Annotated in this window: 24 protein-coding genes, 1 pseudogene and 1 riboswitch; of the genes and pseudogenes, 4 read left to right on the top strand and 21 right to left on the bottom strand. The window is 35.1% G+C overall.

The window, feature by feature from the left end:
- The 4 genes from RTL21_RS10370 to RTL21_RS10355 form a co-directional block, all read right to left on the bottom strand.
- On the bottom strand, window positions 1–1,603 hold a 1,603-nt coding region (locus RTL21_RS10370), incomplete at its 3' end, for a sensor domain-containing protein (RefSeq protein ID WP_312095805.1).
- Window positions 1,604–1,941: 338 nt separating this feature from the next.
- On the bottom strand, window positions 1,942–3,738 hold the full coding sequence (gene cstA, locus RTL21_RS10365) for a carbon starvation protein CstA (protein WP_312095804.1): 1,797 nt from the start codon (window positions 3,736–3,738) through the stop codon (window positions 1,942–1,944).
- Window positions 3,739–3,897: 159 nt separating this feature from the next.
- The gene (locus RTL21_RS10360) at window positions 3,898–4,638 is read right to left on the bottom strand and encodes a LytR/AlgR family response regulator transcription factor (protein ID WP_312095803.1); all 741 of its coding nucleotides are present in this window, start codon (window positions 4,636–4,638) and stop codon (window positions 3,898–3,900) included.
- On the bottom strand, window positions 4,631–6,391 hold the full coding sequence (locus RTL21_RS10355; protein WP_312095802.1) for a sensor histidine kinase: 1,761 nt from the start codon (window positions 6,389–6,391) through the stop codon (window positions 4,631–4,633). The genes RTL21_RS10360 and RTL21_RS10355 overlap by 8 nt, the downstream gene beginning before the upstream one ends.
- A gap of 160 nt (window positions 6,392–6,551) precedes the next feature.
- On the opposite strand from RTL21_RS10355, the gene RTL21_RS10350 reads away from it, so the two are divergent.
- Window positions 6,552–7,175, top strand: a complete 624-nt coding sequence (locus tag RTL21_RS10350; protein WP_312095801.1) for a ribonuclease H1 domain-containing protein — start codon at window positions 6,552–6,554, stop codon at window positions 7,173–7,175.
- A gap of 498 nt (window positions 7,176–7,673) precedes the next feature.
- Here RTL21_RS10350 and RTL21_RS10345 read toward each other — a convergent pair whose 3' ends face one another.
- Both RTL21_RS10345 and RTL21_RS10340 read right to left on the bottom strand, forming a co-directional pair.
- Window positions 7,674–8,141, bottom strand: a complete 468-nt coding sequence (locus RTL21_RS10345; protein WP_312095800.1) for a GNAT family N-acetyltransferase — start codon at window positions 8,139–8,141, stop codon at window positions 7,674–7,676.
- Between the two features lie 198 nt (window positions 8,142–8,339).
- Window positions 8,340–8,513 (bottom strand): DUF3934 family protein, encoded by a 174-nt coding sequence (locus RTL21_RS10340; protein WP_312095799.1) that lies wholly within the window; start codon window positions 8,511–8,513, stop codon window positions 8,340–8,342.
- A 286-nt stretch (window positions 8,514–8,799) separates the two neighbouring features.
- Here RTL21_RS10340 and RTL21_RS10335 point away from each other — a divergent pair, with 286 nt between their 5' ends.
- The gene (locus RTL21_RS10335) at window positions 8,800–9,744 is read left to right on the top strand and encodes a nucleoside hydrolase (protein WP_312095798.1); all 945 of its coding nucleotides are present in this window, start codon (window positions 8,800–8,802) and stop codon (window positions 9,742–9,744) included.
- A gap of 164 nt (window positions 9,745–9,908) precedes the next feature.
- On the opposite strand, the gene dacB is transcribed toward RTL21_RS10335, so the two are convergent.
- From dacB to RTL21_RS10260, 15 genes are all read right to left on the bottom strand, one after another.
- Window positions 9,909–11,399, bottom strand: a complete 1,491-nt coding sequence (gene dacB, locus RTL21_RS10330) for a D-alanyl-D-alanine carboxypeptidase/D-alanyl-D-alanine endopeptidase (RefSeq protein WP_312095797.1) — start codon at window positions 11,397–11,399, stop codon at window positions 9,909–9,911.
- A gap of 117 nt (window positions 11,400–11,516) precedes the next feature.
- The gene (locus RTL21_RS10325; RefSeq protein ID WP_312095796.1) at window positions 11,517–12,326 is read right to left on the bottom strand and encodes an Fpg/Nei family DNA glycosylase; all 810 of its coding nucleotides are present in this window, start codon (window positions 12,324–12,326) and stop codon (window positions 11,517–11,519) included.
- Window positions 12,327–12,704: 378 nt separating this feature from the next.
- Window positions 12,705–13,274, bottom strand: a complete 570-nt coding sequence (locus RTL21_RS10320; RefSeq protein WP_312095795.1) for a branched-chain amino acid aminotransferase — start codon at window positions 13,272–13,274, stop codon at window positions 12,705–12,707.
- A gap of 64 nt (window positions 13,275–13,338) precedes the next feature.
- On the bottom strand, window positions 13,339–14,673 hold the full coding sequence (locus tag RTL21_RS10315) for a DEAD/DEAH box helicase (protein ID WP_312095794.1): 1,335 nt from the start codon (window positions 14,671–14,673) through the stop codon (window positions 13,339–13,341).
- A gap of 158 nt (window positions 14,674–14,831) precedes the next feature.
- Entirely contained in the window at window positions 14,832–15,890 is a 1,059-nt protein-coding gene (locus RTL21_RS10310) for an undecaprenyldiphospho-muramoylpentapeptide beta-N-acetylglucosaminyltransferase (RefSeq protein ID WP_312095793.1), read from the bottom strand.
- Between the two features lie 98 nt (window positions 15,891–15,988).
- Entirely contained in the window at window positions 15,989–16,789 is an 801-nt protein-coding gene (locus RTL21_RS10305) for an HAD family hydrolase (RefSeq protein ID WP_312095792.1), read from the bottom strand.
- 72 nt (window positions 16,790–16,861) lie between these two features.
- The gene (locus RTL21_RS10300; RefSeq protein WP_312095791.1) at window positions 16,862–17,836 is read right to left on the bottom strand and encodes a ring-cleaving dioxygenase; all 975 of its coding nucleotides are present in this window, start codon (window positions 17,834–17,836) and stop codon (window positions 16,862–16,864) included.
- 191 nt (window positions 17,837–18,027) lie between these two features.
- On the bottom strand, window positions 18,028–18,783 hold the full coding sequence (locus RTL21_RS10295; protein ID WP_312095790.1) for an exodeoxyribonuclease III: 756 nt from the start codon (window positions 18,781–18,783) through the stop codon (window positions 18,028–18,030).
- Window positions 18,784–19,072: 289 nt separating this feature from the next.
- Window positions 19,073–19,948, bottom strand: a complete 876-nt coding sequence (locus RTL21_RS10290) for a MerR family transcriptional regulator (protein WP_312095789.1) — start codon at window positions 19,946–19,948, stop codon at window positions 19,073–19,075.
- Between the two features lie 81 nt (window positions 19,949–20,029).
- Window positions 20,030–20,359, bottom strand: coding sequence for an aminoacyl-tRNA deacylase (locus tag RTL21_RS10285; RefSeq protein WP_312095788.1), 330 nt, complete (start codon window positions 20,357–20,359; stop codon window positions 20,030–20,032).
- A 442-nt stretch (window positions 20,360–20,801) separates the two neighbouring features.
- Window positions 20,802–20,936: a YjcZ family sporulation protein gene (locus RTL21_RS10280; RefSeq protein WP_312095810.1), complete on the bottom strand. Its 135-nt coding sequence runs from the start codon at window positions 20,934–20,936 to the stop codon at window positions 20,802–20,804.
- A 210-nt stretch (window positions 20,937–21,146) separates the two neighbouring features.
- Window positions 21,147–22,001 (bottom strand): protein-glutamine gamma-glutamyltransferase, encoded by an 855-nt coding sequence (locus RTL21_RS10275; protein ID WP_312095787.1) that lies wholly within the window; start codon window positions 21,999–22,001, stop codon window positions 21,147–21,149.
- Between the two features lie 213 nt (window positions 22,002–22,214).
- Window positions 22,215–22,616: a collagen-like protein gene (locus RTL21_RS10270; RefSeq protein WP_312095786.1), complete on the bottom strand. Its 402-nt coding sequence runs from the start codon at window positions 22,614–22,616 to the stop codon at window positions 22,215–22,217.
- 211 nt (window positions 22,617–22,827) lie between these two features.
- Window positions 22,828–23,268 (bottom strand): cell wall hydrolase, encoded by a 441-nt coding sequence (locus tag RTL21_RS10265; protein ID WP_312095785.1) that lies wholly within the window; start codon window positions 23,266–23,268, stop codon window positions 22,828–22,830.
- Window positions 23,269–23,992: 724 nt separating this feature from the next.
- Window positions 23,993–24,757, bottom strand: a complete 765-nt coding sequence (locus RTL21_RS10260; protein WP_312095784.1) for an MBL fold metallo-hydrolase — start codon at window positions 24,755–24,757, stop codon at window positions 23,993–23,995.
- A gap of 181 nt (window positions 24,758–24,938) precedes the next feature.
- Window positions 24,939–25,149, top strand: a riboswitch (FMN riboswitch).
- A 426-nt stretch (window positions 25,150–25,575) separates the two neighbouring features.
- Here RTL21_RS10260 and ribE point away from each other — a divergent pair.
- Both ribE and ribB read left to right on the top strand, forming a co-directional pair.
- Window positions 25,576–26,232, top strand: a complete 657-nt coding sequence (ribE, locus tag RTL21_RS10255; RefSeq protein ID WP_312095783.1) for a riboflavin synthase — start codon at window positions 25,576–25,578, stop codon at window positions 26,230–26,232.
- A 29-nt stretch (window positions 26,233–26,261) separates the two neighbouring features.
- Window positions 26,262–26,852 (top strand): annotated as a pseudogene (gene ribB, locus RTL21_RS10250) (3,4-dihydroxy-2-butanone-4-phosphate synthase); the annotation flags it as partial.
- Window positions 26,853–26,881: the final 29 nt, after the last annotated feature.

Below are 26,881 nucleotides of genomic sequence, written 5' to 3'. Positions count from 1 at the left end.
CTGGAGATAAGTAGCCATGTACTGGGTGTTTCCAGCGTAAAAGTGCTTCAGCTCCATATATAATACCAGTAGCAATATTTATTTGTGGTTGAAAGTATAGCTCTAGCTCATCATTAGAAATCGCTTTTCGAAGAGCCATCTCCAATTCCATTTTTCTCGCCCCTTTTTCTGCGATAGAAGAGGAATAAAACTGAAAATTGTTTTTTCCGTAGTCTTTGGCAACATACATAGCTGCATCCGCATTTTTAATTAATGCTTCTTGATCCTTTCCATCATCTGGATACATGCTGATGCCGATACTTGGTGTTACGAAGAATTCATCTTGCTTCACAACAAATGGTACAGAGAATTGACTAATTATTCTTTGGGCTACTTCAGATATCTCCCTTTTTGTCTTATTCTCTATTAGTATTAAAAATTCATCTCCACCTAAACGGGCTACAAAATCATTGTCCCCAATTGCAGCTTTAAGTCTTAAGGCAACTTTTTTTAAAATAATATCGCCAGTACCATGTCCCTTTGTGTCATTGATCCGTTTAAAGTGATCTAAATCTAGAAATAATACAGCCATCGTTTGAACTTCCTCACAGTCTAATAAACGTTCGTTTAAATGACTTAAAAAACTATTTCGGTTAGGTAATTCTGTTAATACATCGGTAAATGCCAATTCTTTAATTTTTAATTCCGTTTGTTTTCTTAAAGTAATATCTCTTCCTAGAACTAAAACAGCTTCCTGTCCGCCAAAAAAAATGCGCATGCAATTGATTTCTAGTAAAACCTTTTCACCGTTTGCCTTCAAGAATTCTATTTCCATCTCGATTACTTTTTTCTTTTGTTCTATTCCTTTATTAAATTCTTGAAATATATATTGAAACGTTTCTTCTGGAAAGAGAACACTAAGAGGAAGTCCCTTTAATGTACAATGATCTCTTTCAAATATCTTTATGCCTGCCTTATTAATATAATGAAACTTATAGTCCATAACTACTGCAATAATATCGGGGGACATATCGACTAGCTTGCTAAATTTATCTTCATTTTCTTTGTTATCTGTAATATCAATCAACACACTTGTGAACTCTATCATTTCTCCAGTTGATGGATTAAATATAGCAATCCCGCGATCCTTAATCCAACGAATCTTTCCACTGGGCTTAATAATACGATAGGTGCTAACAACTACATCTTGTTGGGTTAGAAGCTTTGCTCTTTCCTCTATGACCTTTTGGTCTTCCGGATGAATTACCTCTTTCCAAAGATTATGGTTATTGTAAAATTCCTCGGCTGAGTGCCCGTAGATAGTCTCAATTCCAGCAGTGATCATTAATTTATTTGTTTTTAAATCATGAAACCAAATAGCAATATCTAACGTATCAAAAATCGATTGCAATTTCTTATTGCTTTGCGCATATTCTCCAAGCACATAGGTGATTTTCTTTGTTAATTGATAAAATACATAAAGTAAGCCACTTGTAATGAAGAGTTGCAACAGAATAAATATTCCTTTATTTATGCTTGGAACAAAGACATTAAGTATCACAGAGAACAGAACAAAAAAGCAAATAGCAACAATCCATTTTGTTTCACTGTGTTTATAATCCATATAAGAACCCCTTATCATAAATGAAAGTGTTGATATGGAATGATAGATCCTTGATCTCCATCCTATATTTGAAGTATTTCGACAAAACCATTGTTTTCTATACCCGATTTTTAAAGACGACTAACTTCGTTACAGCTATGACCTTGCATGTATACTTAGAATACACTTATTATGATTTGTTTATTAGTTAAAAAGTTCTTTTGATTGGGAAATTTGTTTATTATGGTAGAGGATGGGGAGGTTTTCATTTATTCCATACATTAAAAAAGGTTATTTAGTAAGAATAAAGGCAAGCATTCCTACTAAATAACCTTTTCCATTAATGATTATTATCAACTCTAACTTAAATTTGTCGTTTCTACTTGTACTCGAGGAGTATTCCAAGTATCAAACCATTTTTTTGTTGCCGTTATAATAATGATGATGCCTAGGATTAACATTATAATCGAAAGCACTGCATTTAACACATTATAGCCTGCTGCCTCTTGATTTAAATAAACATTTTTGACCATCCAATATCCCGCGTAATTTACAGTTACAAATAAATACGCCATCGGGATAAGACATGTGAGCATATATCTTCGTTTATCAGCCATTTTTAAAATAACGGTAGCACCAATAATAAGGCCGATTGTCGCCATTAACTGATTGGATACACCAAATAGTGCCCAGACTGAGCTAATGTCCCCAGAGAATAAGAGATAGCCCCACATTAAGCATGCAAGTGCACTTGCAAAAATGGAGCCTGGTAACCAATCCACTCTCTTTAGTGGTTTATAAAACTCGCCAAGAAAATCTTGAATTAAATAGCGTGCTGTTCTTGTACCTGCATCAATTGCCGTTAATATAAATACTGCTTCAAACATGATGACAAATTGGAAGAAGTAAGATGCAAGATGAGAAAACCAAGAGATTTCTGTAAAGATATAGGACATGCCGACAGCTAATGTAACAGCCCCACCGGTTCTGCCTTCCAAATCAATCCCAATTTCGCGACTTAATTCTGGCAAGTTTGAAACACTCATTCCTAGTGTTTGAAAAACTTCTGGTGCTGAATTTATTGCGAAATAGTCCCCTGGATGGAGGGCAGTTGCAGCAATAAGCGCCATAATTCCAACTAAACATTCTACAAGCATGGCTCCAAATCCAACAACTTTAATATCGGTCCATTTATCAAGCATTTTTGGTGTGGTTCCAGATCCGACGAATGCATGAAAACCGGAAATGGCACCACATGCAATCGTAATCGAAATAAATGGCCATACAGGGCCTGCGATTACTGGTCCTCCACCATTTACAAATTCCGTAAACGCAGGAAATTCAATTGCTGGATTGATAATAAATACACCAATTATTAGTGCGATGAACACTCCTATTTTCATAAAACTACTCAAATAATCTCGAGGAGCTAGTAATAACCAAACAGGAAGCGCAGCTGCAAAAAATGCATAAATAGGAAGAATAATAGCAAGTGTTTTTGTATCAAGCGTTAGCCAGTCACCAATTACTGTTTCTTGAATCATTGGTCCAACAAACACACCAATCATTAATAAAATGAATCCGATTGTCGTACATAATTTCAGATTTCCTGTCTTCTTATAAAAGATCCCCACACCCATTGCGATAGGAATGGTAATCCCTACTGAGAATGTTCCCCATGGATTTCGTTCTAATGCATGCAATACTACCATGGACAGACCAGCCATTGTAATCGTAATAATAAATAGCATCGCAAGTCCTGTACAAAAACCTGCAACAGGTCCAAGTTCATCTTTTGCTACTTCGGACAAGGATTTTCCTTTCTTTTGCATACTAGCAAACAATACAACCGCATCATGGACCGCCCCACCAATCACAGCACCAATCAGCAGCCAAATTAGCCCTGGTAAATAGCCGAATTGTGCCGCAAGTATTGGTCCTACAAGTGGACCTGCTGCTGCAATTGCTGCAAAATGATGACCAAAAGTGACCCATTTATTTGTCGGCACATAATCTTTTCCATCATTTAATTCGTGGGCAGGCGTTTTTTCTTTATCGTTTAGCTTTAATACTTTTACAGTCATAAAGGTTCCATATAGACGATAAGCAATCATTAAGATACACGCAGATGCTATCACGATTGTAACCGCATTCATTTTTATCTACCTCCTTTAATGATTTTATTATAAAAAATGAAAAGGGCGATATAGCGTTTTCATGATAAAATGCAGAAAAATGTCTCCGAAATGCAAAAACCAACAGATAAAATACAATAATTTTATCCGTTGGGTTAGGTAGGGAAAATAGGTATTAAGTTAAAATCCAAATAGCTGCTTGATTTCCTTTGTGAAGTTTCTACTCAACGGCACTTTCTCGCCACTATTCATGCATAATAAATAAGTTGAATTAAACCATGGTTCTATTTCGCGAATTTTCTCCTTATTAACTAAATAAGAGCGGTGTACTTTCATGATTGAACTGTTTAACAGCTTTTGTTCTAATTGACTTAAGGTGAAGGTAACTATTAGCTCCTCCTCATCAGTAACAAGTAATGTTTTTCCATTTTGTGCACTTATATAGATGATTTTATCTATGTCGATGATTTTAATTTTTTCGTTTGTCGTAACAGCAAGCTTATTATTATGTAGGGGTGCGTGGGATGTTTTTATTACTTGGCCTTCGTTCCACTTTCTGTCTCTCATTTTTACTAGCTTTATAATCGTTTGATTAATTCGTTCTTCTTCAAACGGCTTTAATAAATAATCAATGGCATTAACCTCAAACGCCCGCAATGCATACTCATCATATGCAGTAGCAAAGACAATTTCAGGGGCATTTTCCTTTGTTTTTAATTTTTCGGCTATGCTCATACCATTTTCTTCTCCAAGTTCAATATCTAAGAATATTACATCAATTTCAAGTTCATCTATTATATTTAAGGCCATTTCTAAACAATCACATTCTCCCACTATCTCGATCTTATTACTTCTTTTTAAAAGATAGCTTAATTCATCTCTAGCTAATGGCTCGTCTTCAACAATTAATGCTTTAATCATCTTCTCCCCTCCAGATGGCTGGTTCCTTAAATGGTATTTTAATCATGACTTTTGTACCTCTGTTCCACTCACTTTCGATTGTAAATCTTCCTTTATCCCCATAGATTTTTTTTATGCGTTCTTGGATATTCCAAAGCGCAGTTCCAGTTCCGGTACTAGAAGCAATGGTTTTTTGTCCAATCATATAGAGAGTATCCTCACTCATTCCTTTTCCGTCATCTTCGGCAATAAGCACCATCCTATCCTTTTCTTTATAAGCGCTTATCGTAATATTGCCAACTGTTCCTTTCGAAAAAGCGTGACGAATAGAATTTTCCACTAAAGGCTGTAGAGTAAAAGGAGGAATCAGTACCTTTTTTAATGAAGGCTCCACTGAATCTCTTAAGATGAATTTATCTGGAAACCTAGCTTCTTCTAATGCTAAAAAAGCATGCACATGCTCTAATTCCTGACTTAAAGGGATTAACATATTTTTAGAACCTTGAATATTACTGCGAAAATAACTACTCAGTTTTCGAATCATCTCTCGAGCCTTCTCTCCATCTGTGCGAATCAGTGCGGAAATAGTGTTCATGCTGTTAAAGAGAAAATGTGGATGAACTTGTGCTTGCAATGCTTTAATTTCTGCATCTTTTAGAAGATTTTGCTGGAGTTCTGCCTCTGCTAATTCCAACTGTAAGGAAAATAATTTACTTAAACCTTCTGCCATTGTATATTCAACTAATTGAATGTTTTTAGGATTCGCAAAATAAAGCTTTAACGTGCCAACTATTTTATTATTTGCTTTTAGAGGCAAGAGAATAGCTGCATGCAGTGGGCATTCTTGATTGCTGCATTGAATTTCGTCTTTGTTTTTGGCAACTAGGATATTCCCTTCCTTTAACACTTTTTCTGTAAGTTTCGTAGATGTTTTTTCTAAAGGGATATGATGATCTCCCCCAAGCCCCTCATGTGCCAAAACAATGGATTTATTTGTAATAGACACCGCATCAGCATTTGTTGCTTTTAGGATAATTTTAGCAACCTGTTTACTAGATTCAGGATTAAGGCCTTGGCGAAAATAAGCTAAAGTAGATTGTGCAATATTTAAAGCGATATTTGTTTGGGCTGCCTTCGTTTTTTCCTCCTCTAGAAGGATGTTTTGAATAATATAAATAAAAATCAACATCCCGAACCCATTAATGACAATCATTGGAAATGCAATAATCCTGACTAGTTCGAGTGCATAATCAAATGGTGAAGCAATCAGTAGGATGAATCCCATTTGAATGATTTCCATCGTAATGCCAATAATCACAGCTTTGCTGGCCGAATCTTGTTTAATAGAGTACTTCCTACCAAGTAAACCGGTAAATAACCCTGCCATAATCGTAGATAACCCACAGGCTATGGCGGTAAAGCCTCCTAAAGTTAGTCGATGTAATCCAGCTATTAACCCTACTCCAAGTCCGACTATAGGGCCGCCAATCAAGCCACCGATTGCAACACCCATAATTCGCGTATTTGCAATGGCGCTTGAAACCTCTAACTCATGCTGCCATGTATGTGTACTAATGCTTCCTTTTAAAATTTCCACTCCAGTATAATTGCTGATTATACCGAATACACCGAATATAAGAATTAAATAGAGTTTATCCAGCCATTGTGACTCATTATGTATAATCGAGCGGAAGAACTTGATTCTCGATAATAAGAAGGCGAATATAACTAAAATACCGACTCGTTCAATCATTAGTGGAAGTAACTGAAGCAAATTATTCCCCACCTTCCTATATTACTCAACCATATTATAGTAAATTCCAAGTTTTATAGAAAGCCTTTTCATAATGATTATGGCTAAATCCCTATATTTTTAATTCAATCTCTCCGTATGATATGATTACCCCATAGGTATTGAAAGGTTGGATGAATGGATGGCAGGGAAAAAATATTATGTGGTATGGAATGGCAGAAAAGCAGGGATTTTTCGAACATGGGCAGAATGCGAAAAACAGACAAAAGGATATAAAGGAGCAGCTTTTAAATCTTTTCCTTCTTTAGAGGAAGCGGAAAAAGCTTTTAATCAAGGTGGAAATGTGGGGCAAACAGCTTCAAAAAGCTCATCTTCTAAAAAGGCGAGCCCTTCTTTCGAAACGATTGATGAAAATAGCGTTTCTGTTGATGCTGCATGCAGTGGGAATCCTGGATTGATGGAATACCGTGGAGTGCATACGAAAACGGGAGAAGTGCTCTTCCACTATGGACCAGTATTTGGAACCAATAATATTGGCGAATTTTTGGGGATTGTTCATGCTCTAAGCCTCTTACAAAAACAAGGCAAGAATACGACTATATACAGCGACAGCATGACAGCACTCTCATGGGTTCGAAATAAAAAAGCCAATACAACACTAGTAAGAGATAAACGAACAGAGGAAGTATGGAAATTAATCGAGCGTGCGGAAAAATGGTTGAAGGAAAACACCTATACAAACAAGATTTTAAAATGGGATACGAATAAGTATGGGGAGATTAAGGCTGATTTTGGACGCAAATAACGCAAGGTTACGATAGGATAGCAGCTGGGACAAAACAAAATATATAATGCGTATAGATGAACAATTCTCTAATATAGTTTTTTTAAATGACTTCTTTCATACATTTGTTTATTTATGTTTTAAATTATTGTCAAGGAGGAAACCTATTTGTTTTTAAAGGCTATTTCCTAAAAAATATTGTTTTTTCAAGAAAAAATAAATTAGTAGGAAATATGGAGCAGCTTGAATTACACGTAGACGCCACGGGGATTAGCGAGACAGCCTGAGACCCTGCAGGCCAAAGGCAGACCGCGGCTTTAGCGCGAGCCCCACGGAAAGCGAAGTGTATTCTGAACTGCGGGTGATAACAACTAAAACAGCTTTTTTCCAGTCTAATTAAAAAGTCAAACAATCAACTTCGTGTAATTGTTTGACTTTAAGTTAGACTGGAAGATTTATGTCTCAGCAACTCTTTTATTCAATTGACTCTATTATTGTTAGATGCTTATTAAAAAAACATTAAAAATGGTAGCTCATTATTATAAGCTCGCCTTTTTTTCCCATTCTGCGAACACCTTCATCTACAAATCCGCATTTTTTGTATAATCCCTGTGCTGCTTCATTTTTAAGATTAACCGCTAAAACGATTTCATTTATTTCTTTAAAATTCCCCTTAACAAATTCAGGTAGTAGCATCAATGTTTTTTTTGCATACCCTTTGCCTTGATAGCGAAAATCGGTTGAAAATGTTCTTAATAAAATGGCATTAGGATTATTCGAATATGGTTTCACCCCTTCATTCTTATGTAAAACGAAAAATGTTACCAGCTTATCTTCTACCATTGCTAAGATGGAAGAACGTTCAGGATCTTCGGTAGATAATTCTATAGATTCATTTGGCTTTCCAGTATAACGAAGCTGTTCTTCCGTTAATTCATAGTGTACGATTGCCTGTTTAAATCTCTCATTGTAAAAATATAGCTGCATTTATTGTCTCTCCTCTCAATTAAAGAACGTAAGTTCCTATATTCTACCAATATTATTAATCTAGTTCAATATAATTGTAAGAAGGCTAATTCTACTAATCGAAACTCTTTCTTGAATAAGAAAAAAGCAATCCTTCATTATGGAAGAATCGCTATCCTTTATTTCATTCAAGAAATGGTCGTTATCTAGCAACAGGAACTATTTTTCGGATGTATCACCATTACTAGTTGTCTCTGTATTTTTGCGATTTTTAACCCCTTTACTTTTGTAGGGTTTGTTACTCTTTGCTTTGTTTGCACTAGCTTGCCAACGATTCCAGCCCTTTTTACCTGTTCCTCTGCCTGTACCGCCTTTACCCTTTGCCTTACTCATTGAATCAGCTCCATTTATCTTGTACATTATCGTAACAATCATTAGTTAGTATCTTTGATTAAAAAAACATAATGAACTATAAGTATATACTAGTCAGATATGCATTTAAACACTAATCTATTTTAAAAGTTATTTTAACTCTTTATTTCTTCCACTAAAAACCATAATTAGATAGAAAATTAAAAAATTCCCATGTTCTATTGTTTTTTACTAATTATTCACATGAATCTGATATTATAGTAGTATAAGCTTTATAAATGATTTGAATACATAGGAGTGAATGTCTTTGACAAAGAAAGTTTATTTTAACCATGATGCAGGAATTGATGATCTAATTTCCCTATTTCTTTTATTACAAATGGATGAGGTAGAATTAATCGGTGTATCCGTTATTCCAGCAGATGGCTATTTAGAGCCTGGTATTAGTGCCAGCAGAAAGATTATCGATCGATTTGGAAATGGATCAGTGGAAGTTGCTAGATCCAATTCTCGCGGAGTAAATCCTTTTCCTAAGGATTGGAGACTGCATACTTTTTATGTAGATGCCTTGCCAATTCTAAATGAAAGCGGAGTAGTAGTGACACCAGAAAGTGAGCTTCCTGCTCATGAGCATTTAATAAAAGCTGTTAGAGAAAATCCAGAAAAAACGACCCTCTTGTTTACTGGTCCGTTAACAGATTTAGCAAGAGCACTAGAAATTGCCCCAGACATTCAAGCGAAAATAGAAAAATTAGTATGGATGGGAGGAACATTCTTAGAAATAGGCAATGTACAAGAGCCGGAGCATGATGGAACTGCTGAATGGAACGCCTTCTGGGATCCATGGGCTGTATCTACTGTATGGGCAAGCGATTTAACGATAGAAATGGTTGCATTAGAAAGTACCAATCAAGTTCCATTAACCAATTCTGTTCGCAATCATTGGGCGTCATTAAGAAGATATACAGGTGTCGACTTCGTTGGGCAATGTTATGCTGCCTGTCCTCCACTCGTTCATGTTGAAACGAACTCCACTTATTATCTTTGGGATGTTTTGACAACAGCAACGATCGGTAAAAAAGAGCTAGTTAAAATGAAAGAAGTGAAATCCATCGCTTTAACAGAAGCTCCCTCTCAAGGCAGAACCTTACTAAGTGAAGATGGCCGACCAGTTTCTGTTGTATATGATGTAAACCGCGATGCCTTTTTCGATTATATTACGGACTTAGCGAAGCTCGCTAAAAACGATTAATTACAAAAAGACCATTTTTCTTCCTATTCTTTTTTGATTAGGTAGAGAAATGATCTTTTTTTAATAGTTGAGTAAGGATAAGTTTTTTGAAGTCAATTTGTTGTCTAGCCCCGAGCACCAAGGAGCTGATAAGCTTCCCCCCCTAAACGAGTGCTCTCCGCTTTTTAATATTCCGCCAGTATTTCCACAATCTGATCTTCTATGTCTTTTCCTTTTTCTTCGTCTACGAGATGATTTAATAAAATGGAAAAGATGTATTTTTTTCCGTTTGTGCTTTCCATATACCCAGACAATGTACTTACAGAGGTGAGTGTTCCTGTTTTTGCTAAAACCTTTCCTTTTGTGTTTTCAGTATTCAATCTATTTCTAAGTGTTCCTCCAACCATTCTTTCTTCCATGCCTGAAACGGGTAAGGCTTGACTGAAGGTTGCAAACCAAGGTTCTGCTTGGACTTCATAGAGAAACAAGCTCAGATCATTTGCAGAAATAAAGTCTATCGGGGAAATACCAGATCCGTCTCGGATAAGCATATTATTCGGATCGAGGTGGAAAGCAATTAATTCTTCTTCCAGTACCTCTAACCCCTTTTCGAAGCTACCTTCCCCTTTTTTAACAACACCCATTTCTTTGATTAATGTTTCTGCGATTGTATTATTACTTAATTTCATTAGCGGAATCATCAATTCCTCCAGAGGAATCGAAGAATGGGTAGTTATAAGGGACGCTATTTGTGGCGTAACTCCTTTTTTCACTGTCCCATTCCATTGTATTTCTTCCTTCTTTAAGGCTTGTTGGAACACATCTAATGTATATGTAGTAGGATCATTGACTGCAACCCACTCTTTTTTAACGGATGCATTAACTGGCAGCCTTCCTGTAACAGTCACTACTTTACTAGTATGCTTTCTGTTTACCTTTAAGCTCGTTCCTGCTTCCTTATCCCCTGTTTTAGCCTTATTCACTATTTTGATTTCGCTTGTTTCAGGAATAGAGGTTATCACAACAGGCTCGTCTACTTTTTTGCCAGGGTTTATTTCGAGCAATACAGTACCAGCGTCAAATTCTTTATCTGGTGATAAGGTTAATGCAGAAATTGGCGCACCATAATAAGTTGTTTCATCACTCCATGCTAAATCAACGGAATAGGGAATATCATCATACCAAGAATCATCGCCAATGATATCGCCGTCAATGTAACTGATTCCTTTTTTCTTTATTTCTTTGGCCAGCTTTTCTAAATCAGCTGCTAGAAGACTAGTATCCCCATTTCCCTTTATGTATAAATTTCCTTTTAGATGGCCATCTTGCACTCTTCCATCGCCGTATATTTCCGTAATAAATTGATAGTCCTCTCCTAAGACCTTCAAAGCAGCTGCTGAAGTCAATAACTTCATATTCGATGCAGGCGTTAATCTTAAATCACTCATATGCTCAAAAAGGATATTCCCAGATTCCTGGTCGCGAATGCTAATGCCTGCCAGGCTCCCTTTAAGTTCAGGCTCTGTACTTAACAGAGATTCCAGTGCGGTTGATAATGTTGCTTTTTTATGATTTTCTGCTGCCAAAGCCTTTGAAGAAAAAGCATTAGGTGTACTGCCAGACAGGAAAATGGAGACTATTATTACTAGTAAAATTCCCTTATTTAATAAAGCCATTTTCTCACTCCTTATCATTCCAATTCTTTCATCCATGGATAAGTTGCGCGTAAAGCGGGCTAAGAAAATAGTCTGTCCATTATTTGAAAAATTAATCCTAGTATATGCAAAGACTTTTCAAAACTGACAGCCAGGACAATAAAAACATTTTTTTGAAGAAATCTTTATCAGTATGATTTTGTTATTGCAGCGTTGGCACACTTCACCTTCTCGATCATAGACTTTACATAAGTCATTGTAGCTGCCTGTTTTTTTATCGCCTACATAAAGTGGATGTTCCATATATCCGCCTATATTCGTTGCAGCTGCTAGTGTTTTCTGCATAGAGTGATAAAGCTTTTTTACTTCGCCTTCGTTTAAATCCTCTATTTTTCTTGTTGGCAAAATTTGTGCTCCATAACAAATTTCATCTGAATAACAATTGCCGATTCCTGAGATAAAATGTTGGTCGACTAATTTAAGCTTTAATGCTCCTTTCCGTGTAGTTATTGTATTTGTAAAAGCTTCCTCGGTAAAATGGGGATCAAAAGGCTCAGGACCGAGCTCCTTTAGTCTTTCTTTGCATTCTTCTATCGTTAGTAAATGAAGATAACCTAATCGTAATCCAATAAAATATAGATTTTTTTCTCCAAACGATAATCGTACTTGTATCGTCCGTTTTGGCTTCTCTTCTTCTGTACCATAAAACATCCATCCACCTAGCATTAAATGCAGTAACAAAATCTTCTGATTCGATAAGTGAATAAGTAAATGTTTCGCTCGTCTTTCGATTCGAATGATGGATGTGTTTTGCATTTGTTCTAGAAAGGAAGGAATGGGGATATTTATTGATTTTTCGCGGTTTATTACGATTGAAGTAATAGGTCGGTTGCTAATTAATTCATTTAATAGGATTTTGTAGTTTTCCATTTCTGGTAATTCAGGCATTTTATCAACTCCTTTTATATTCCATCTTTATTTTTTCCAGATAGTTGAAAACTATTATAAAAAAAGCCATAGTTAGGAGATTCTCCTAATCTACGGCTACCATACTTACTATTTATGCGTTTGTTTCTCCATTCGATAACCTAGCGTATTCTATACCTTGCACAATATGGCAAAGGTTTGAATTTATTTTAAATCGACTCCTAAATGGATAATTTGCCTGCTTAATGCTTAATAAAGAATCAAATTCATCTATTTTTAATGAACCATTCTTTAAAATTAGTACGTACCTTTATAAATGAGCAGCATAAATACACTTCGCTATTGCTTGGGCTTTATGTATTCATCCAGAGCATAGGTATTTAAAATAATTAAAAAGGCTTATGAAGCTAATCTTTCCTTTAAAGCAAATAAAAATAAGTAAGATAATTTTAATGCTTCGCCAATTTCCATCTCTTTGTGGAAACCGTTAATTTTTTCTAAAGAGAAATTGACATCCCAAACTCCGTCATTTCCGTTGAACATTAAATGGTAGTTGGTAGCATCACCTACTAAATGCTCCTCCATAAAAGCACGAATATCTTTTTCCGTCTTTTTTTGAGCTTTTAAACCACATAATATTTCATAGGTTCCAAAGACAGAATCTACTTCTAGAGACATGGAATCAACACCAATAATCTCAAATGCCTTTGATTCCACATATAGATAGAACTCCATATTTTTTTCTAAGTATTGAACCGATTCCTTTAAAAAAGTGTCTTCAATGTTTTCCTTTACTACTTCGTCCGTTTCTTTATTTGCGAGCTCCATATAAAGATCAGAGAAACGATCTGCTGTATTTCCGACAACTAAACTTTCCTCGGAAAGCTCTTCTTTTCTAACATAATTCAATTCTTCCTCAAAAAGAACAACTTTTCCTTCTTTTTGTGTGTTTTCTAGATAATTTTTCATTTCGGTTTTCAACAATGATATGATCTCCTTTCAAAGTAAGATTTCTGGTTTTTGCGTTAAGAATTTATCTTTTTCCCGTTCTCTTTTTTGGTTTTGTGCGTTTTTTTGCTGGAGATTGGAAAGTACTTGCCTTCTTACTGGTATCTGTAAAACGTTTCTGTTTGCTGTCCTTCTCTTTTTTATCCGATGTAGATGGACGGTTGGTTTCTCTTTTGTTTTTAGGAGAACCTTGCTTTTTGTACGTCTTTTTCTGTGGTCTCGTTTCCAGCCCTTTTTTATCTTTAGCATCTTTCTTTGGCTGCTGTATTTTTTCGATTTTAATATCTAATTGGTCTTCAATGGAATCTAATAACGGTCTATCTTCAGATGAGTAAAAAGTGACTGCATATCCTTCTGTTCCTGCTCTCCCGGTTCTTCCGATTCGATGCACATAACTCTCCGCATCCATTGGGATATCATAATTATAAACATGGGTAATCCCATCAATATCCAACCCTCTAGCCGCAACATCTGTAGCAATTAATAATTGGAATTTCCCATCTCGGAATGCTTTCATTACCTGCTCTCTTTTCGTTTGCGACAAATCACCGTGCAATTGGCCACAGCTAAATTTATTTGCAAGCAATACTTCATATAATTTTGTGACGCGACGCTTTGTTCGACAAAAGATTACTGCCATATAAGGATTAGCTTCCTTAACTAAGGTCATTAACGTTCCTTGCTTTGCGCGATCGGTTGTATGTATACTTACTTGCTTTACTGTTTTTGCAGGTCCTTGTTTTGTTTCCACAGTAAAAAATTCGGCATTTTTCGTATATTTCTTCGCAAGTTTTTCGACTTCCTTAGAAATGGTTGCGGAAAATAACAAGGTTTGTCTTGACTTAGGAATATTTCTTATAATAAAGCTAATCTCATCTAAAAATCCAATATGTAGCATTTGGTCTGCTTCATCCAATACAAAAAAGGAGATTTTACTTAAATCAATTGTGCCTCGTTTAATATGATCAATTAATCTACCAGGTGTAGCTACTACAATCGAAACGTCGTTCTGCAAGACTTTCAATTGTTTGTCCACATCCTGCCCTCCGTATACAGCTAGAACTTTAACTGTTTCTTGCTTCATTTTCATGATTTCATCCGTTATTTGAATGGCAAGTTCTCTTGTTGGCGTTAAGATTAGTGTCTGAACGTGATTTGCTTCGGCATCCATTTTTTCTAAAATCGGCAATATAAAGGCAAATGTCTTGCCTGTACCCGTTTGTGCTTGGGCAATTAAATCAACCCCTTTAAGGAGTGGGGGAATAACCTTTGCTTGAATTGGAGTTGGCTGTTTTATTCCTTGTTTTTTGAGCTTTTCGATTGTTGATGAAGACAATCCGATGTCTGTAAATGATTGCATGTTGCTACCTACTTTCCATTCGCATTTGAAGCGATTACCATTTTTATATTTTGGCTCTTTCTTTAGAAATTATCAAGTGAAATCATTTTTGTACAAAAATAAAAGACTACAAGTAGAGACGAACATGCAAACTCTAGTTGTAGCCTGACATATGTATATTAGTAACGATTTAATTCTTTTATAATTTCTTCTAATGCGCCTTTGCTTTTATTCAAACGCATTTTTTCCATCATTAATTCACTGTTTTCTTTTATTTCTTTCAGTGTATCAAGGAAATGTTGCTTCGTTAAAGCTTCCTCTTCTATCATATAGGAGTAACCATTTTCCGTAAAGACTTTCCCGTTTAATATTTGGTCGCCTCTGCTTTGTTGCTTCGTTAAGGGAATAATCAGCATAGGGATGCGAAGTGCAAGGAATTCAAAGATAGAATTAGAGCCACCTCTTGTTACAACTACTTCCGTAGCTGCTAAAATATCCGCTAACTCTTCATATACATACTCATATTGTGTATATCCCTTTATTCCTGCATGTTCTTCTGAAAGGTTGCCTTTTCCACATAGATGCACGATTTGGTATGTTTGTAATAGTGTTTCTAAATTATCACGGACAACTTCATTTATTTTCTTCGCCCCTAAGCTGCCGCCCATAATGGTAAGTATCGGTTTTTGGCTTGAAAAGCCAAGAAACAGCCTTCCTTTTGCTGCAGAACCGGAAAGTATTTCTTTGCGAATTGGTGAACCAATTGCTTTGCTTTTTTCCTTAGGTAAATAACGCAAAGTTTCATCAAACGATGTGAAAATTTTCGAAGCAAATCGTACGGATAATTTATTGGCTAAACCTGGTGTTAAGTCACTTTCATGAAGAATAACAGGTATCTTTAATTGACTAGCTGCCATTACAACTGGTACGGAAACAAAACCACCTTTTGAAAAAACGACATTTGGTTTGATTTTTTTTAACACTTTTCTCGCATCATAGCAACCCTTCATTACTTTAAAAATATCTTTTATATTTTCCTTTGATAGATATCTTCTCAGCTTGCCACTAGAAATAGGATAATAGGGTATATCCACTTTTTCGATTAAATCCTTTTCAATTCCTGCTTTGCTGCCAATATACGAAATATCCCAGTCATGTTTATTTAATTCATTTATGATGGCAATATTAGGGGTAACATGGCCAGCTGATCCCCCACCAGTAAACACGATTTTTTTCAAAATGTATCAGACTCCTATTCTTCTTTTCATTTTTCGCAGCGAAAAAAGCCAGAGTTATCCTAAGGAATCTGGCTTTAAACTAGTCTAGTATATGATGGTTACACTAATTTCAGAATCTCTTCAATTGCATATGCCACCCCATCATCGTTGTTGCTTTTTGTTAGATCGCTTGCTCTTTTCTTGATGTCCTCCGGCGCATTTTCCATTGCAAAGGATCTGGTGGATACTTCAAATTGAGTCACGTCATTCCCTCCATCTCCAAATGAATATACCTCATCAAAAGAAAGATTGCGCAGGTTTTCATAACGTCTGATTGCTTTTCCCTTTTGCGCTTCACTTGAAGTGATTTCACAGTTATTTGGAAAAGAGGATGAAAATGAGATGGTGTCATGCTTTTTTAAAGCTTCTTTGACTTTCTCGATTTTATCCAACTGTGTTTCATCGACAACAGCGATTAATTTATAGATTTTAACATCTTTTAAATGGAGAATTGCTTCATAATCTTGTTGATCGAATAGTGCTTGAATCTCGTCCCAAGACTTCCCGCGGAGCATTGGCAATGTTCCTGGAAATCCTCCTTGATTCGTATAGACAAGAATTCCTACCTCAAGTTTTTGCAAGGTTTCTAGCAAGGTTTGATATAATTCAATCGAAATTTGTGTTTCATAAAGGAGCTTTCCTGTTTCATCATACATCATGCTGCCATTTAAGCAAAAAATCGGAAGCTTTAACTCCTTTACACCTTCTACTTTAATGACATCTGCGTATTGGCGTCCTGTGTTTAAGATTACATCAATATGCTGATCCTTTAATTTTTGGATAACGTTTCGATTTGCTTCTGATATTTGATGATGGTCATCTAGTAAAGTGCCATCTAAATCAATGGATACACATTTCATTTTCTTTTTCCCCCTAGCAATTCCAACAATAATACTTTATTATTTTAGCATATATTAGAGGATACTTTGCTATTATTTACTACTTGTATCTAATGGTACTAATATGGCTTCTATATCTGAGCGTTTTGATTCTAAAAATGGTGGCAATGCAAGTGATTCACCTAAATGCTCTACCGCTTCATCTGTAGCAAATCCTGGTCCATCTGTTGCAATTTCAAATAATATCCCGTTCGGTTCTCTAAAATAGAGGGACTTAAAATAGTAACGATCAACAAAACCTGAGTTTTGATACCGTGAATCATTAATTTTTTCGATCCAAGTGTGTAGTTCTTCCTCATTATCAGCACGAAAGGCTACATGGTGTACGCCACCTCTTCCAAGCCGCTGTACCTTTAAATCTGTGCGTTCCTCTAGATGGATTTCTGTGCCAGAACCTCCCTCGCCTGTCTCAAATACTTGTATAGGTGGCTGATTTTCGAAAGTGGATGGATAGGTATCCTTTAAGCGAAAGCCAAGTAAATCAGTTAACACGCGAATGGTAGATTCTGAACGGCGCACCGTTAATTGAACTGGACCAAGTCCTGTGATAGCAAATTCGGTTGGAACTGGGCTTTTATCCCATGGAATGCCTGCTTTTACTCCAGTATCATGCTCATCTGACACGAAGAAAAATCGCTGTGTCTCAAAGTCTCTAAATTCCAATGTCAATCGTCCAGCTCTTTCTGTGATTTTCCCATGCGTGACACCAAAATCATCCAAACGTTTTACCCAGTAATCTAATGCTTTATCACTTGGCACCCGAAGCGAGGTTGCTGAAATACTGCTTACACCTTCTCTGTTAGGTGCCATATGGGGAATTTCAAAAAATGTAAGCTCTGTCCCAGGATTTCCTTGTTCATCTCCATAAAATAGATGATAGACAGAAGGATTATCTTGATTAACCGTTTTCTTTATTAATCGGAGACCTAGTACAGTTGTGTAAAAGGCATAATTTTCTTTTGCTTTCGCTGTCATGGCAGAAACATGATGAATTCCTTTTAAATTCATATAAAAAGTTCCTCCTTCTCATTATGTATGGATGAATCTACGATAATATATATCGTTCCATTGTTAAGCTTTAGTAACCACTAAATAGTTATAGGTAATTTAGGCAAAGTGGAAAAAAGGCATCTGCCTTTTATTCTAAGGATATGATTATCTCTTTAGAATGTTAGCTAAAATGATGCCCTTTAATTATATTATATTTGGATTTCAAGTTGCACAGGGCAATGGTCGCTTCCCATTACATCGCAATGGATATTTACATCAGAAATATTGTCTTTTAATTGATTGGAGACGATAAAATAGTCAATTCTCCACCCAATATTTCTTTCTCTTACCTTTGCCATATAGCTCCACCATGTGTACATATCTGTTCGTTCTGGGTATAAATATCTAAAGCTATCTACAAATCCTAATTGTAGTAAGCTAGTCATTTCCCCTCTTTCCTCCGTGGTAAAACCTGAATTTCCAATATTCGGCTTCGGATTTTTTAAATCAATTTCTTGATGGGCAACATTCAAATCTCCACAATATATTACTGGCTTCATTGCTTCCAGTGATAAAATGTAATGCTGTAGTTGTTTTTCCCATTCTATTCGATAGGACAATCTGCTTAAATCACGCTTTGAATTTGGCGTATACACATTCAGTAGAAAGAAGTTTTCAAACTCTAACGTAATGGCTCTTCCTTCTAATTCTTCAAAGTCTTCCCCGATGCCATACTGGACAGAAAGGGGGTTTTCCTTTGTAAAAACCGCTGTTCCTGAATAGCCCTTTCTTTCTGCATAATTCCAAAACTGGTGGTAGCCTTCTAATTCTAATTTAATTTGTCCTTCTTGGAGCTTGGTTTCTTGAAGACAAAAAATATCTGCATCTATTTGCTGAAAAAAATCCAAAAAGCCTTTTTTCACACAGGCTCTAATTCCATTAACATTCCAAGTTACTAATTTCATAAAAATACTCCTAACTATATCATTCTTCTAATAAATAAGAGTATCATGAAATAGGGATTCGTTAAAGGATTATATCTTGGAAGAAAAAGCTATTAATTTACTAGCACATCTCTAAAAAAATGTTGTTTTATCTAACTATCATTTACCAACATAAAAAAATGCTCTATATGTCTACATTAAAATAAGTATAAATGTCTTATTAATCTTTTCCTACCAATAACCATTATCTTAGCTATTCATTTTTCATCACAAGAATTCATACTTAGTAACCATAAAGGTAGATTAACGCTTAGTTATTTAATTGATTGAATTCTGGATATTGTAACAATAATGTTTCGTTAGCTAATTCCATCTGTTTACAATATGCTGAGTAAGAACTACTTAATTTTTTCATTGCAGGAATAAATACTTCATAATAACCACTAGTTTTATTAAACTCTTTAAAAATATTATGGATTTTATAAACGGGAGAGTTCTTATATTCTTCGGATTTTTTGTACTCCAAATATCGCTCAATTGCTTCCTTGTTTTCTGTTAAGAATATATTAGGATTTTCAATAGATTGTTTTGTACTTTCTATCATCTCATGAATATTTTCTGTTTTAAAATCTTTTGTATTTTCTATTAAGAACAATTTTAAATCCTCCGTTAACTGCAATGTAGGCACATTATCTAAAAACGATATTATTTCTTTATACGCCGACTGCTGCACAGAAGTTGTAATAGGCTCTTTCAAAAAATATGCAAAATGCAGACAAATAAATCGACCAAAGTAGTCCGGAAAAGCCTCCAATATCTTTTCTGTAACAGTTGACCTCTGTTCTAACGTTTTTAGTTCCTTGAGTATTTCAGAATAATCTTTATCAAAACTTAGTTGATCCAGAATAGATTTTTTCGTTTGATCCCTTTGAATAGTTAATTCTCTTTGTACGGATATCTTTTGTAATGTGTTATTTGTCTTATCGGCAAGGGCTGACTTAATTTCTACTATACTAAGCCCAAGTTTTCGAAAAACATAAATTTTCCTTAAACAATCTATATCATTTTCACTAAAATCACGGTAACCATTATCCAAAATTTTAGGACATATCAACTTTTGTTCCATATAATACTCAATAGCTTTTTTAGTCAAACTTGTTAATTTACTTGTTTCATTAATTAACATACTGTCACCTCTAAAATTAAGCTTAAGCTAACACCCAAGGGGATAGTCAATAAATTTTAGTAAATAATTCTTGTTTCCCTACTATTCAAATATTGAAACGACATGATTTAATTCAATTAGAGCTTGAGGTTCAATTTTTAACGAGCATGTTGATTTTCCTGTCCCTCCAAAGACATATTCGAAAAGTTTTTTATCAAGCACACAAGGTAAATCAAGACCTACCATACGAACATTTCCAACCTCAAATCCTGTAACCTTTTGAACTTCTTTGGGTGAAGCTAATTTTACTTTACTACATCCTAATATATCTGCGATTTTTACAAAATCAAGTTTGTCACGATTACCCGATACAATGAAAACAAAGTATCCCATATCAGTTTTTAAAATGAGAGTTGGAGCGGTTTGCCCCACCTCTATCCCAAATATTTTGAACCATCCTCTCTCGAAAGTATTGGTTTTTGATGCTCAATTATTTCGTATGTATATTTAGATTTTTCCAGAATTACTTGTAATTTATTCACAAGAACACCTCCAATTACGACTTAAATATATCATGTTCGGATGACATTAAAAAGAAGTAACTGCATGACTGTGACAGAAAAAAGCCTCTCCGTTGTATTAAGGAAGGCAGCAAACTCGTTTATAGTCAAACGTTAAATCGCAAAATTACATTTGTATATTTTGTAGTGTCTAATAATTTAACAGTCAATCTCCTATTTTATACATAAATAAAGACGATGTTAGCAATTGTTAGCATCGTCTATCTAGTAAGTTCCAATAAAACTTACTATTTTTTATTTAAATTTATTAGGGATGAAACTGTTTAATTTGTGAATATAAGACGCAGACATTATTAACAAATACAAGCTCCCACAATGATTAATAAAATAAACAACACGACAACTAAGACAAAGTCATTCTTTTGATATGTTGGGCCGCAATAACTGTAAGCGGGTGCTGTGTAGGTAGGGAAAGATGGAGCATTCATAAAAAAAGCAGGCGACGTGTTCGGCTGAGGAGGAACATTCGCACCTTGAGTTGGAGATGCATTTACGTTAGCATACATTTTCATTCATCCTTTCTTATAGTAAGGTTATCACTACATGATACTCTCAAAAATGAAAATGGAGCCCGTCTACTGAAAAATGGGTATGTACCCATTCGTGCAAAAAGAATCTTACAGAATCGATAAACTGAATCAGCCTTTAAACAGATACCCTAACTGTATTAGATACTTCTGATATCTTAGAGTTGATATGGAACTGTGGTTATGATGCACAACAGGTAGTCGGAGTTTGTAAGCAATGTTTCTTGTTTGCCCCTTTGCCAATCCTGATATATGGATAAAAGATGGTCTTGTCACCAAACTTGTTAGTTCAGCAGATCGATTACTTCCTGCTATTCTTCTTTCATTAAGAACCTGAATGATTTCATGATTAGTCTTTATGGAAAATCCATGTCCGAAAAATCTACCATCATCAAGAATAATAGCATTCAATCCTCTAAACCAGGGTGTTTTTAAATCAAAGTCTGGATTTTCAAAGTAAACAATGTCTCCAGGCAAAAAACTACTTGTATAAAACGTAACTAAACCAAGGTCAGTATCCGCATGCCAACTGTAAAGATAAAGATTTTGAAAATAAGCATCGAATAAATGTTTTCCGATAGTCTGTAACATTGCATAGTAATAGATAATGACAGAAGCAGTTGCGCATTCAAACGCATACAGCGAACTGTTCTGATAAATATCCATAATGGCATCTGAAGGTTTCACATCCAATCTCTGCAAAAAACCACCAGCCGCCGTTAATTGCCAGTAAGCAGGGTTGCACCTTGATTGCTCGAAAATTGTAAACTGAGCCTTGGTTTCATTCATTTCTGTTGCACTATTTATGATATTTTTGCGCATTTTAATTTCAAACTGCAATTCCTCCAAAGAAGGATAAGAATAGATGTTATGAGCATCTTGCATGTGCTGTAAGATGCTTTTTTCAATGTGATCCAATGGCCAATTTTCTTTAAACTGAAAGGTTGTTCCCGATATTTGTATCATCTGCTCCTCCACTTATCATTCTTTCCTCTATGATATTCCCCTCCGTACTTAATTCTTCCTTCGTAATAATCAGCAAATCAATATTTTACATTCCGTCGAGGTTATTTCTTCCATTTTTTTAGCTATTTCCATTTTAAATAATCAAAAGGGTAACTAAATCTAAAATCAAATAAAAGGCAATGCCTCATTCAAGCATCACCTCAAAAATGTTATTTAGAAACATGTAAACGAAACAATTCTTCTTGTATCAATACCAAAAATCACCCAAAATCTTCCGTTCCATCTGAAACCGGCGACAGATCTTGGACCTATGATAATAGGATAAAACCAAAATCCCTGACCATTACTTAGCCATATAAAGGTATTACGAAACATGCATAAGCTAATTGCTCCTGGATCAATAGCAAATGGCGAAGCAACCGCTTGTTGAGGAATAAATGGTGGAGGGGGAGCCGTTGGAGCTTGTGAAGGTTGTAATCCAGGTCCTGGGAAACCAGGAATACCTGGAGGTCCTCCCAATCCAGGTGCTGGAAGAGATGGGATTAGAAAATTCAGAAATTGTCTCTCTGCTTGTTGATTAACATTTACAGCGGGATAGACTTCTTGATTAAACATTCAAACATAACCACCTTATTTTTAATAAATCTCTAAAGTATTGTATGTTTTCCTGTATTTTGTGAAGCTTATTCGCTGTATTAAGGACCGCCCAATTTCTACTGAAAATATTTTGCGACTACAAATATGTGTTTGGTAATATATTTAAATTCAAAAAAAGCCAAAAAGATGCAAAATTAATCCATGCATGTTTTCAGCCTATTCATAATTCTCATCCTTTATAAACACTATCACATGTTCCAGCCTTTGGTTCATAAAAACAATGTTGTTTAAATTGACCAGTAAAAGGTTGGTCATACCAGGTTGGAGGACATGCTCCACTTGGATTAAAGTACCATAAAGCAAATCTTGCTGGGTGATCTCTCCAGTATTTCACATTTTGAAGTGCTAATCTTCTTTCCGACTCTCTTGCTCTTTGATAAAAGACATTGCCTTTTTGAACAGCTTCAAAAGAGTAATTTCCCCCTTGGACTTGGAAAATTACTTGTTGAACGGTTCTTACATCTTTAAAGTCTAAACAATTTCCTATAACACGGTTTACGATTACATTTCCAACATATAGCATTCCTTGGTTTCCTTCGCCTTCAGCTTCAGCTCTCATCATTCTTGCCATTAAATCAATATCTGAATCTCTGTAAGCTATTCTTGCCATTTTTTCACCTCCAAAATATTGTACGAAAAAAAAACATCCTATATGACCTTGTTTTGAAATTTTCATCCTAAGTTTTTTATAGTATGGTTGATTTAAGTAAGTAGCCTGTACAAAATGGATCCTATTTAACTTAATTAAATGCAAAAGATGTTCTCCGATAGTTTAAGTGTATTCTATCACAATAGAAGCTTTCACTTATTACAGGAATATTGCATCTATTTTTATATAAGTAATCACTTTTTTATGAAAATAAGCTTTAACTTCTAGATTGAGCGTTAAATCCTTCTTATGCTTAAATGTGGTATAATAACTAAAACGTCTAATCCTTTATGTATCAAGGTTTTAGACGTTTATTATTAGAAAAATATCGAATTATTAAATGATATAATACGAATAATTGGATTATCCTTCTTAAAAAAGCATGGATTAATTATTTGGTTATCCTCAAATAATCAGTATTTCTTTTATGCACTCCAAAATATTATAGAATTTAGAACTTTAATATTGAGTTGAGGTAATTAATCCAATTACGTATATTTTTTTGTTTTCTAGATTGTTTTTTCAATGATAGAAATATTAATCTTATGTTTTATTAATGAAGTATAGCTTAACAATTGATGACATCAGAGACTCGAAAGATTTATGGATCACTATTTCCTTTTAATTTGCATGGTACAATTCTTCTCTTTTAATATTAGCAATTTCACCCGCATTTCCACCTACTCTATACTCCTTTTACTAAAGCCTCTTCAGAATGCTGATAAAGAAGGTCGCTAATTCCTTCCCTTATCTCTTTTCCATACATTGGCACTCCATGCCCTGTATATAAAATTTGTGGATTAAGTTCTAGTAGCTTTTCAATGGACGTTAAGCTAGTTTCTACGTCTGGTGTAAAGTATGCTGGTGGCCCATGAATCTCCTTCTTCTGGGTTAAGACCGCAAATAGCGACTCTTGTTTGACTGTAATCAGTGCATCTCCTGCAAGAAGTAACCGATCTTTTTCTCTAAATAAGGAAATATGTCCGTCCGTGTGTCCTGGCGTATGGATCCATTTCCAGCCATCTAAAAATGGTAAGGAATCTTCACTTGATATAGGTTTTATTCTAGAATGAAAATTGATTCCATCTCGCGGATATAATGGCGAAAGAAATGACATCATTCCTTTTTCTTTAAAAGGTGTAGGCGGCGGATATTTCTTCTTGCTTTCTAAATAGGGAATTTCTTTTGCGTGGATATATACAGGCACATTCCACTCATTCACAAGTGTCTGCAATGCTCCAATATGATCAAAATGAGCATGGGTTAAAATGATTGCTAGCGGCTTTTTTTCGTTAAAAAGTTTCTTTGTGTTTTTCAAAATAAACGGTGCTGAATATGGTATCCCTGTGTCGACAAGTACCCAATCATCTTTTGTAGACCCTAATCCTGCTATATAAGCTATGTTAGCGATTGCTGTACGATAGCCAAATACATTTTCTGCAATTTTCATGCTCTTGCCTCCACTTTTTACTTTTAGTGTGACCAAATCAATAAAAGAAACACATCTTATCTAGTTGAATTATTCCTTTCCTTGTAGTGTAAATATAGTGTTTAAGAGAAAATAATTGATAATTGAAATGAAAAGGTGTACGATACAGTTAATTAAATAGTTATGATTACACAATATGTGTGATCGCCTTCGGGGTCGGGTGAAAATCCCAACCGGCGGTGATGAGTGAACGTAAAACTCTAAGCCCGTGACCCGTTTTATGTGAATAATTATTGGCTAATTTACAATACCTATTTTAAATCGTGTATCTGTTACATATGGCCAATTTATAAAACGGTGGATTTGGTGCGAAACCAAAGCCGACAGTAAAGTCTGGATGGGAGAAGGCAACTAACAATAAACAAATAGGTATGATTTATAGAATGAAAAAGAATGTGTACTCCTTTCTTCTTGCTGTTTTTCTATAGTTTTGTTTTGGTAGTATTTTGTAATGCTGTAAAGTTTGCTCAGTTGTAGCTGTTTATATTTATACAGACTAAAACTAGGCTTCGTTCTTTCTTTTTTGCCAAAAAAGAATATCCACTGACAGCACAATTTACAAACAACAATCAACGAAAAAACAGCTGTTCTATCATACGATACGTTTATTACGTTTATTTAAGTATGTATTTGACCCCGTATAATTTTTTATACGGGGTTTTCTTTTGTATTTTTTTATGGACTTATAGAATATTTATTTCTATCCATTAAAAAATGTATGGACCCCTTTAGCTATTTAAGAACTTTACAATACACTTTGCAGAGAGGAGGAAATTCCTTTGTTTACTGGGCTAGTCGAAGAATTAGGAGTCGTTAGACATAGCAAAAAAACGGGTCATACTATTTCCATATCCATTCAAGCAGAACAAATCATGGAGGATATTAAAATCGGTGACAGCATTGCTGTAAACGGAGTTTGTTTAACGGTTACTTCTTTTAATAACAATTGGTTTACTGTCGATGTTATGCCAAACACTTTCTATGATACAACGCTTAAACTTCTAAGCGGTGGGACAAGCGTTAACTTAGAACGAGCAATGGCGGCTAATGGCAGATTCGGCGGACATTTTGTATCTGGACATGTTGATTGTACAGGTACTATTGTTTCGACAGAAAAAATAGAAAATAGTACGGTAGTAGAAATTCAGATTCCAGAAGACCAGTTACACCTAACAATGGATAAAGGCTCCATTACAGTTGATGGAACGAGTTTAACTATATTTAAAACAACTCCTAACTCCATCTTTGTATCGCTTATCCCGCATACTTCGAAAGTTAGCATGATTGGAAATAAACGAAAAGGTGATCTTGTTAATATCGAATTTGACCTTTTAGCCAAATATTTTCATTCATTTATGACGAGAGACAAAGATCCAGTCATAAAACAAGAATCAAAAATTAATGCTACATTTTTAAGAGAAAATGGTTTTTATTAATTAATTTATACAACGAAAGGAAGAAAACGATGTTTGATTCCATTGAAGAGGCTTTAATCGATTTAAAAAAAGGCAAAGTAGTAATTGTTTGTGATGATGAAGATCGGGAAAATGAAGGTGATTTTATTGGATTGGCAGATCATGTCACTCCAGAAATGATTAATTTCATGGCAAAAGAGGGACGTGGCCTAATTTGTGTTCCCATTCAACAAAATTTAGCAGATAAACTACACCTCCCTCCTATGGTTACAAATAGTAGTGATCCGAGAAGCACTGCATTCACAATTAGTATTGACCATAAAGAGACATCAACAGGTATTAGTGCATATGAACGCGCCTATACAATAAGCAAAATGGTTGATACAGACACCAGTGCTGATGATTTTACAAGACCAGGTCACATCTTTCCTCTTATTGCAAAGGATGGCGGCGTGCTAAATCGCAATGGACATACGGAAGCAGCAGTTGATTTAGCGATGCTTGCAGGCGCAAAGCCTGTTGGGATTATTGTAGAGGTCTTAAAGGAAGACGGAACAATGGCGAGAGTGAACGATTTGAAGCTGATTGCGGAAAAATTTGATTTAAAAATGATTACAATTCAAGATTTAATTCAATATCGACAAAATTTATTACAAAAGGTGGAATAGCA

The organism is Niallia sp., from assembly GCF_031978665.1.
Classification (GTDB): domain Bacteria; phylum Bacillota; class Bacilli; order Bacillales; family Cytobacillaceae; genus Niallia.
Note: the sequence above shows the minus strand (reverse complement) of the source record. Positions and strands in the feature narration are given on the sequence as shown.

Coding starts and splice junctions, on each gene's coding strand:
- RTL21_RS10275 (WP_312095787.1), bottom strand. CDS start 22,001: ATGATACAAATATCGGGAACAACCTTTCAGTTTAAAGAAAATTGGCCA.
- RTL21_RS10300 (WP_312095791.1), bottom strand. CDS start 17,836: ATGAATTTAAAAGGAATTCATCATGTTTCTGCCATGACAGCGAAAGCA.
- RTL21_RS10270 (WP_312095786.1), bottom strand. CDS start 22,616: ATGTTTAATCAAGAAGTCTATCCCGCTGTAAATGTTAATCAACAAGCA.
- RTL21_RS10260 (WP_312095784.1), bottom strand. CDS start 24,757: ATGAAAATTGCAGAAAATGTATTTGGCTATCGTACAGCAATCGCTAAC.
- RTL21_RS10320 (WP_312095795.1), bottom strand. CDS start 13,274: ATGAAAAATTATCTAGAAAACACACAAAAAGAAGGAAAAGTTGTTCTT.
- RTL21_RS10340 (WP_312095799.1), bottom strand. CDS start 8,513: ATGAGTAAGGCAAAGGGTAAAGGCGGTACAGGCAGAGGAACAGGTAAA.
- RTL21_RS10345 (WP_312095800.1), bottom strand. CDS start 8,141: ATGCAGCTATATTTTTACAATGAGAGATTTAAACAGGCAATCGTACAC.
- RTL21_RS10315 (WP_312095794.1), bottom strand. CDS start 14,673: ATGCAATCATTTACAGACATCGGATTGTCTTCATCAACAATCGAAAAG.
- RTL21_RS10325 (WP_312095796.1), bottom strand. CDS start 12,326: ATGCCTGAATTACCAGAAATGGAAAACTACAAAATCCTATTAAATGAA.
- RTL21_RS10305 (WP_312095792.1), bottom strand. CDS start 16,789: ATGAAATGTGTATCCATTGATTTAGATGGCACTTTACTAGATGACCAT.
- dacB (WP_312095797.1), bottom strand. CDS start 11,399: ATGGCTTTATTAAATAAGGGAATTTTACTAGTAATAATAGTCTCCATT.
- RTL21_RS10360 (WP_312095803.1), bottom strand. CDS start 4,638: ATGATTAAAGCATTAATTGTTGAAGACGAGCCATTAGCTAGAGATGAA.
- RTL21_RS10265 (WP_312095785.1), bottom strand. CDS start 23,268: ATGGCAAGAATAGCTTACAGAGATTCAGATATTGATTTAATGGCAAGA.
- RTL21_RS10295 (WP_312095790.1), bottom strand. CDS start 18,783: ATGAAATTAGTAACTTGGAATGTTAATGGAATTAGAGCCTGTGTGAAA.
- RTL21_RS10290 (WP_312095789.1), bottom strand. CDS start 19,948: ATGTTAATTAATGAAACAAGTAAATTAACAAGTTTGACTAAAAAAGCT.
- RTL21_RS10350 (WP_312095801.1), top strand. CDS start 6,552: ATGGCAGGGAAAAAATATTATGTGGTATGGAATGGCAGAAAAGCAGGG.
- cstA (WP_312095804.1), bottom strand. CDS start 3,738: ATGAATGCGGTTACAATCGTGATAGCATCTGCGTGTATCTTAATGATT.
- RTL21_RS10280 (WP_312095810.1), bottom strand. CDS start 20,936: ATGAATGCTCCATCTTTCCCTACCTACACAGCACCCGCTTACAGTTAT.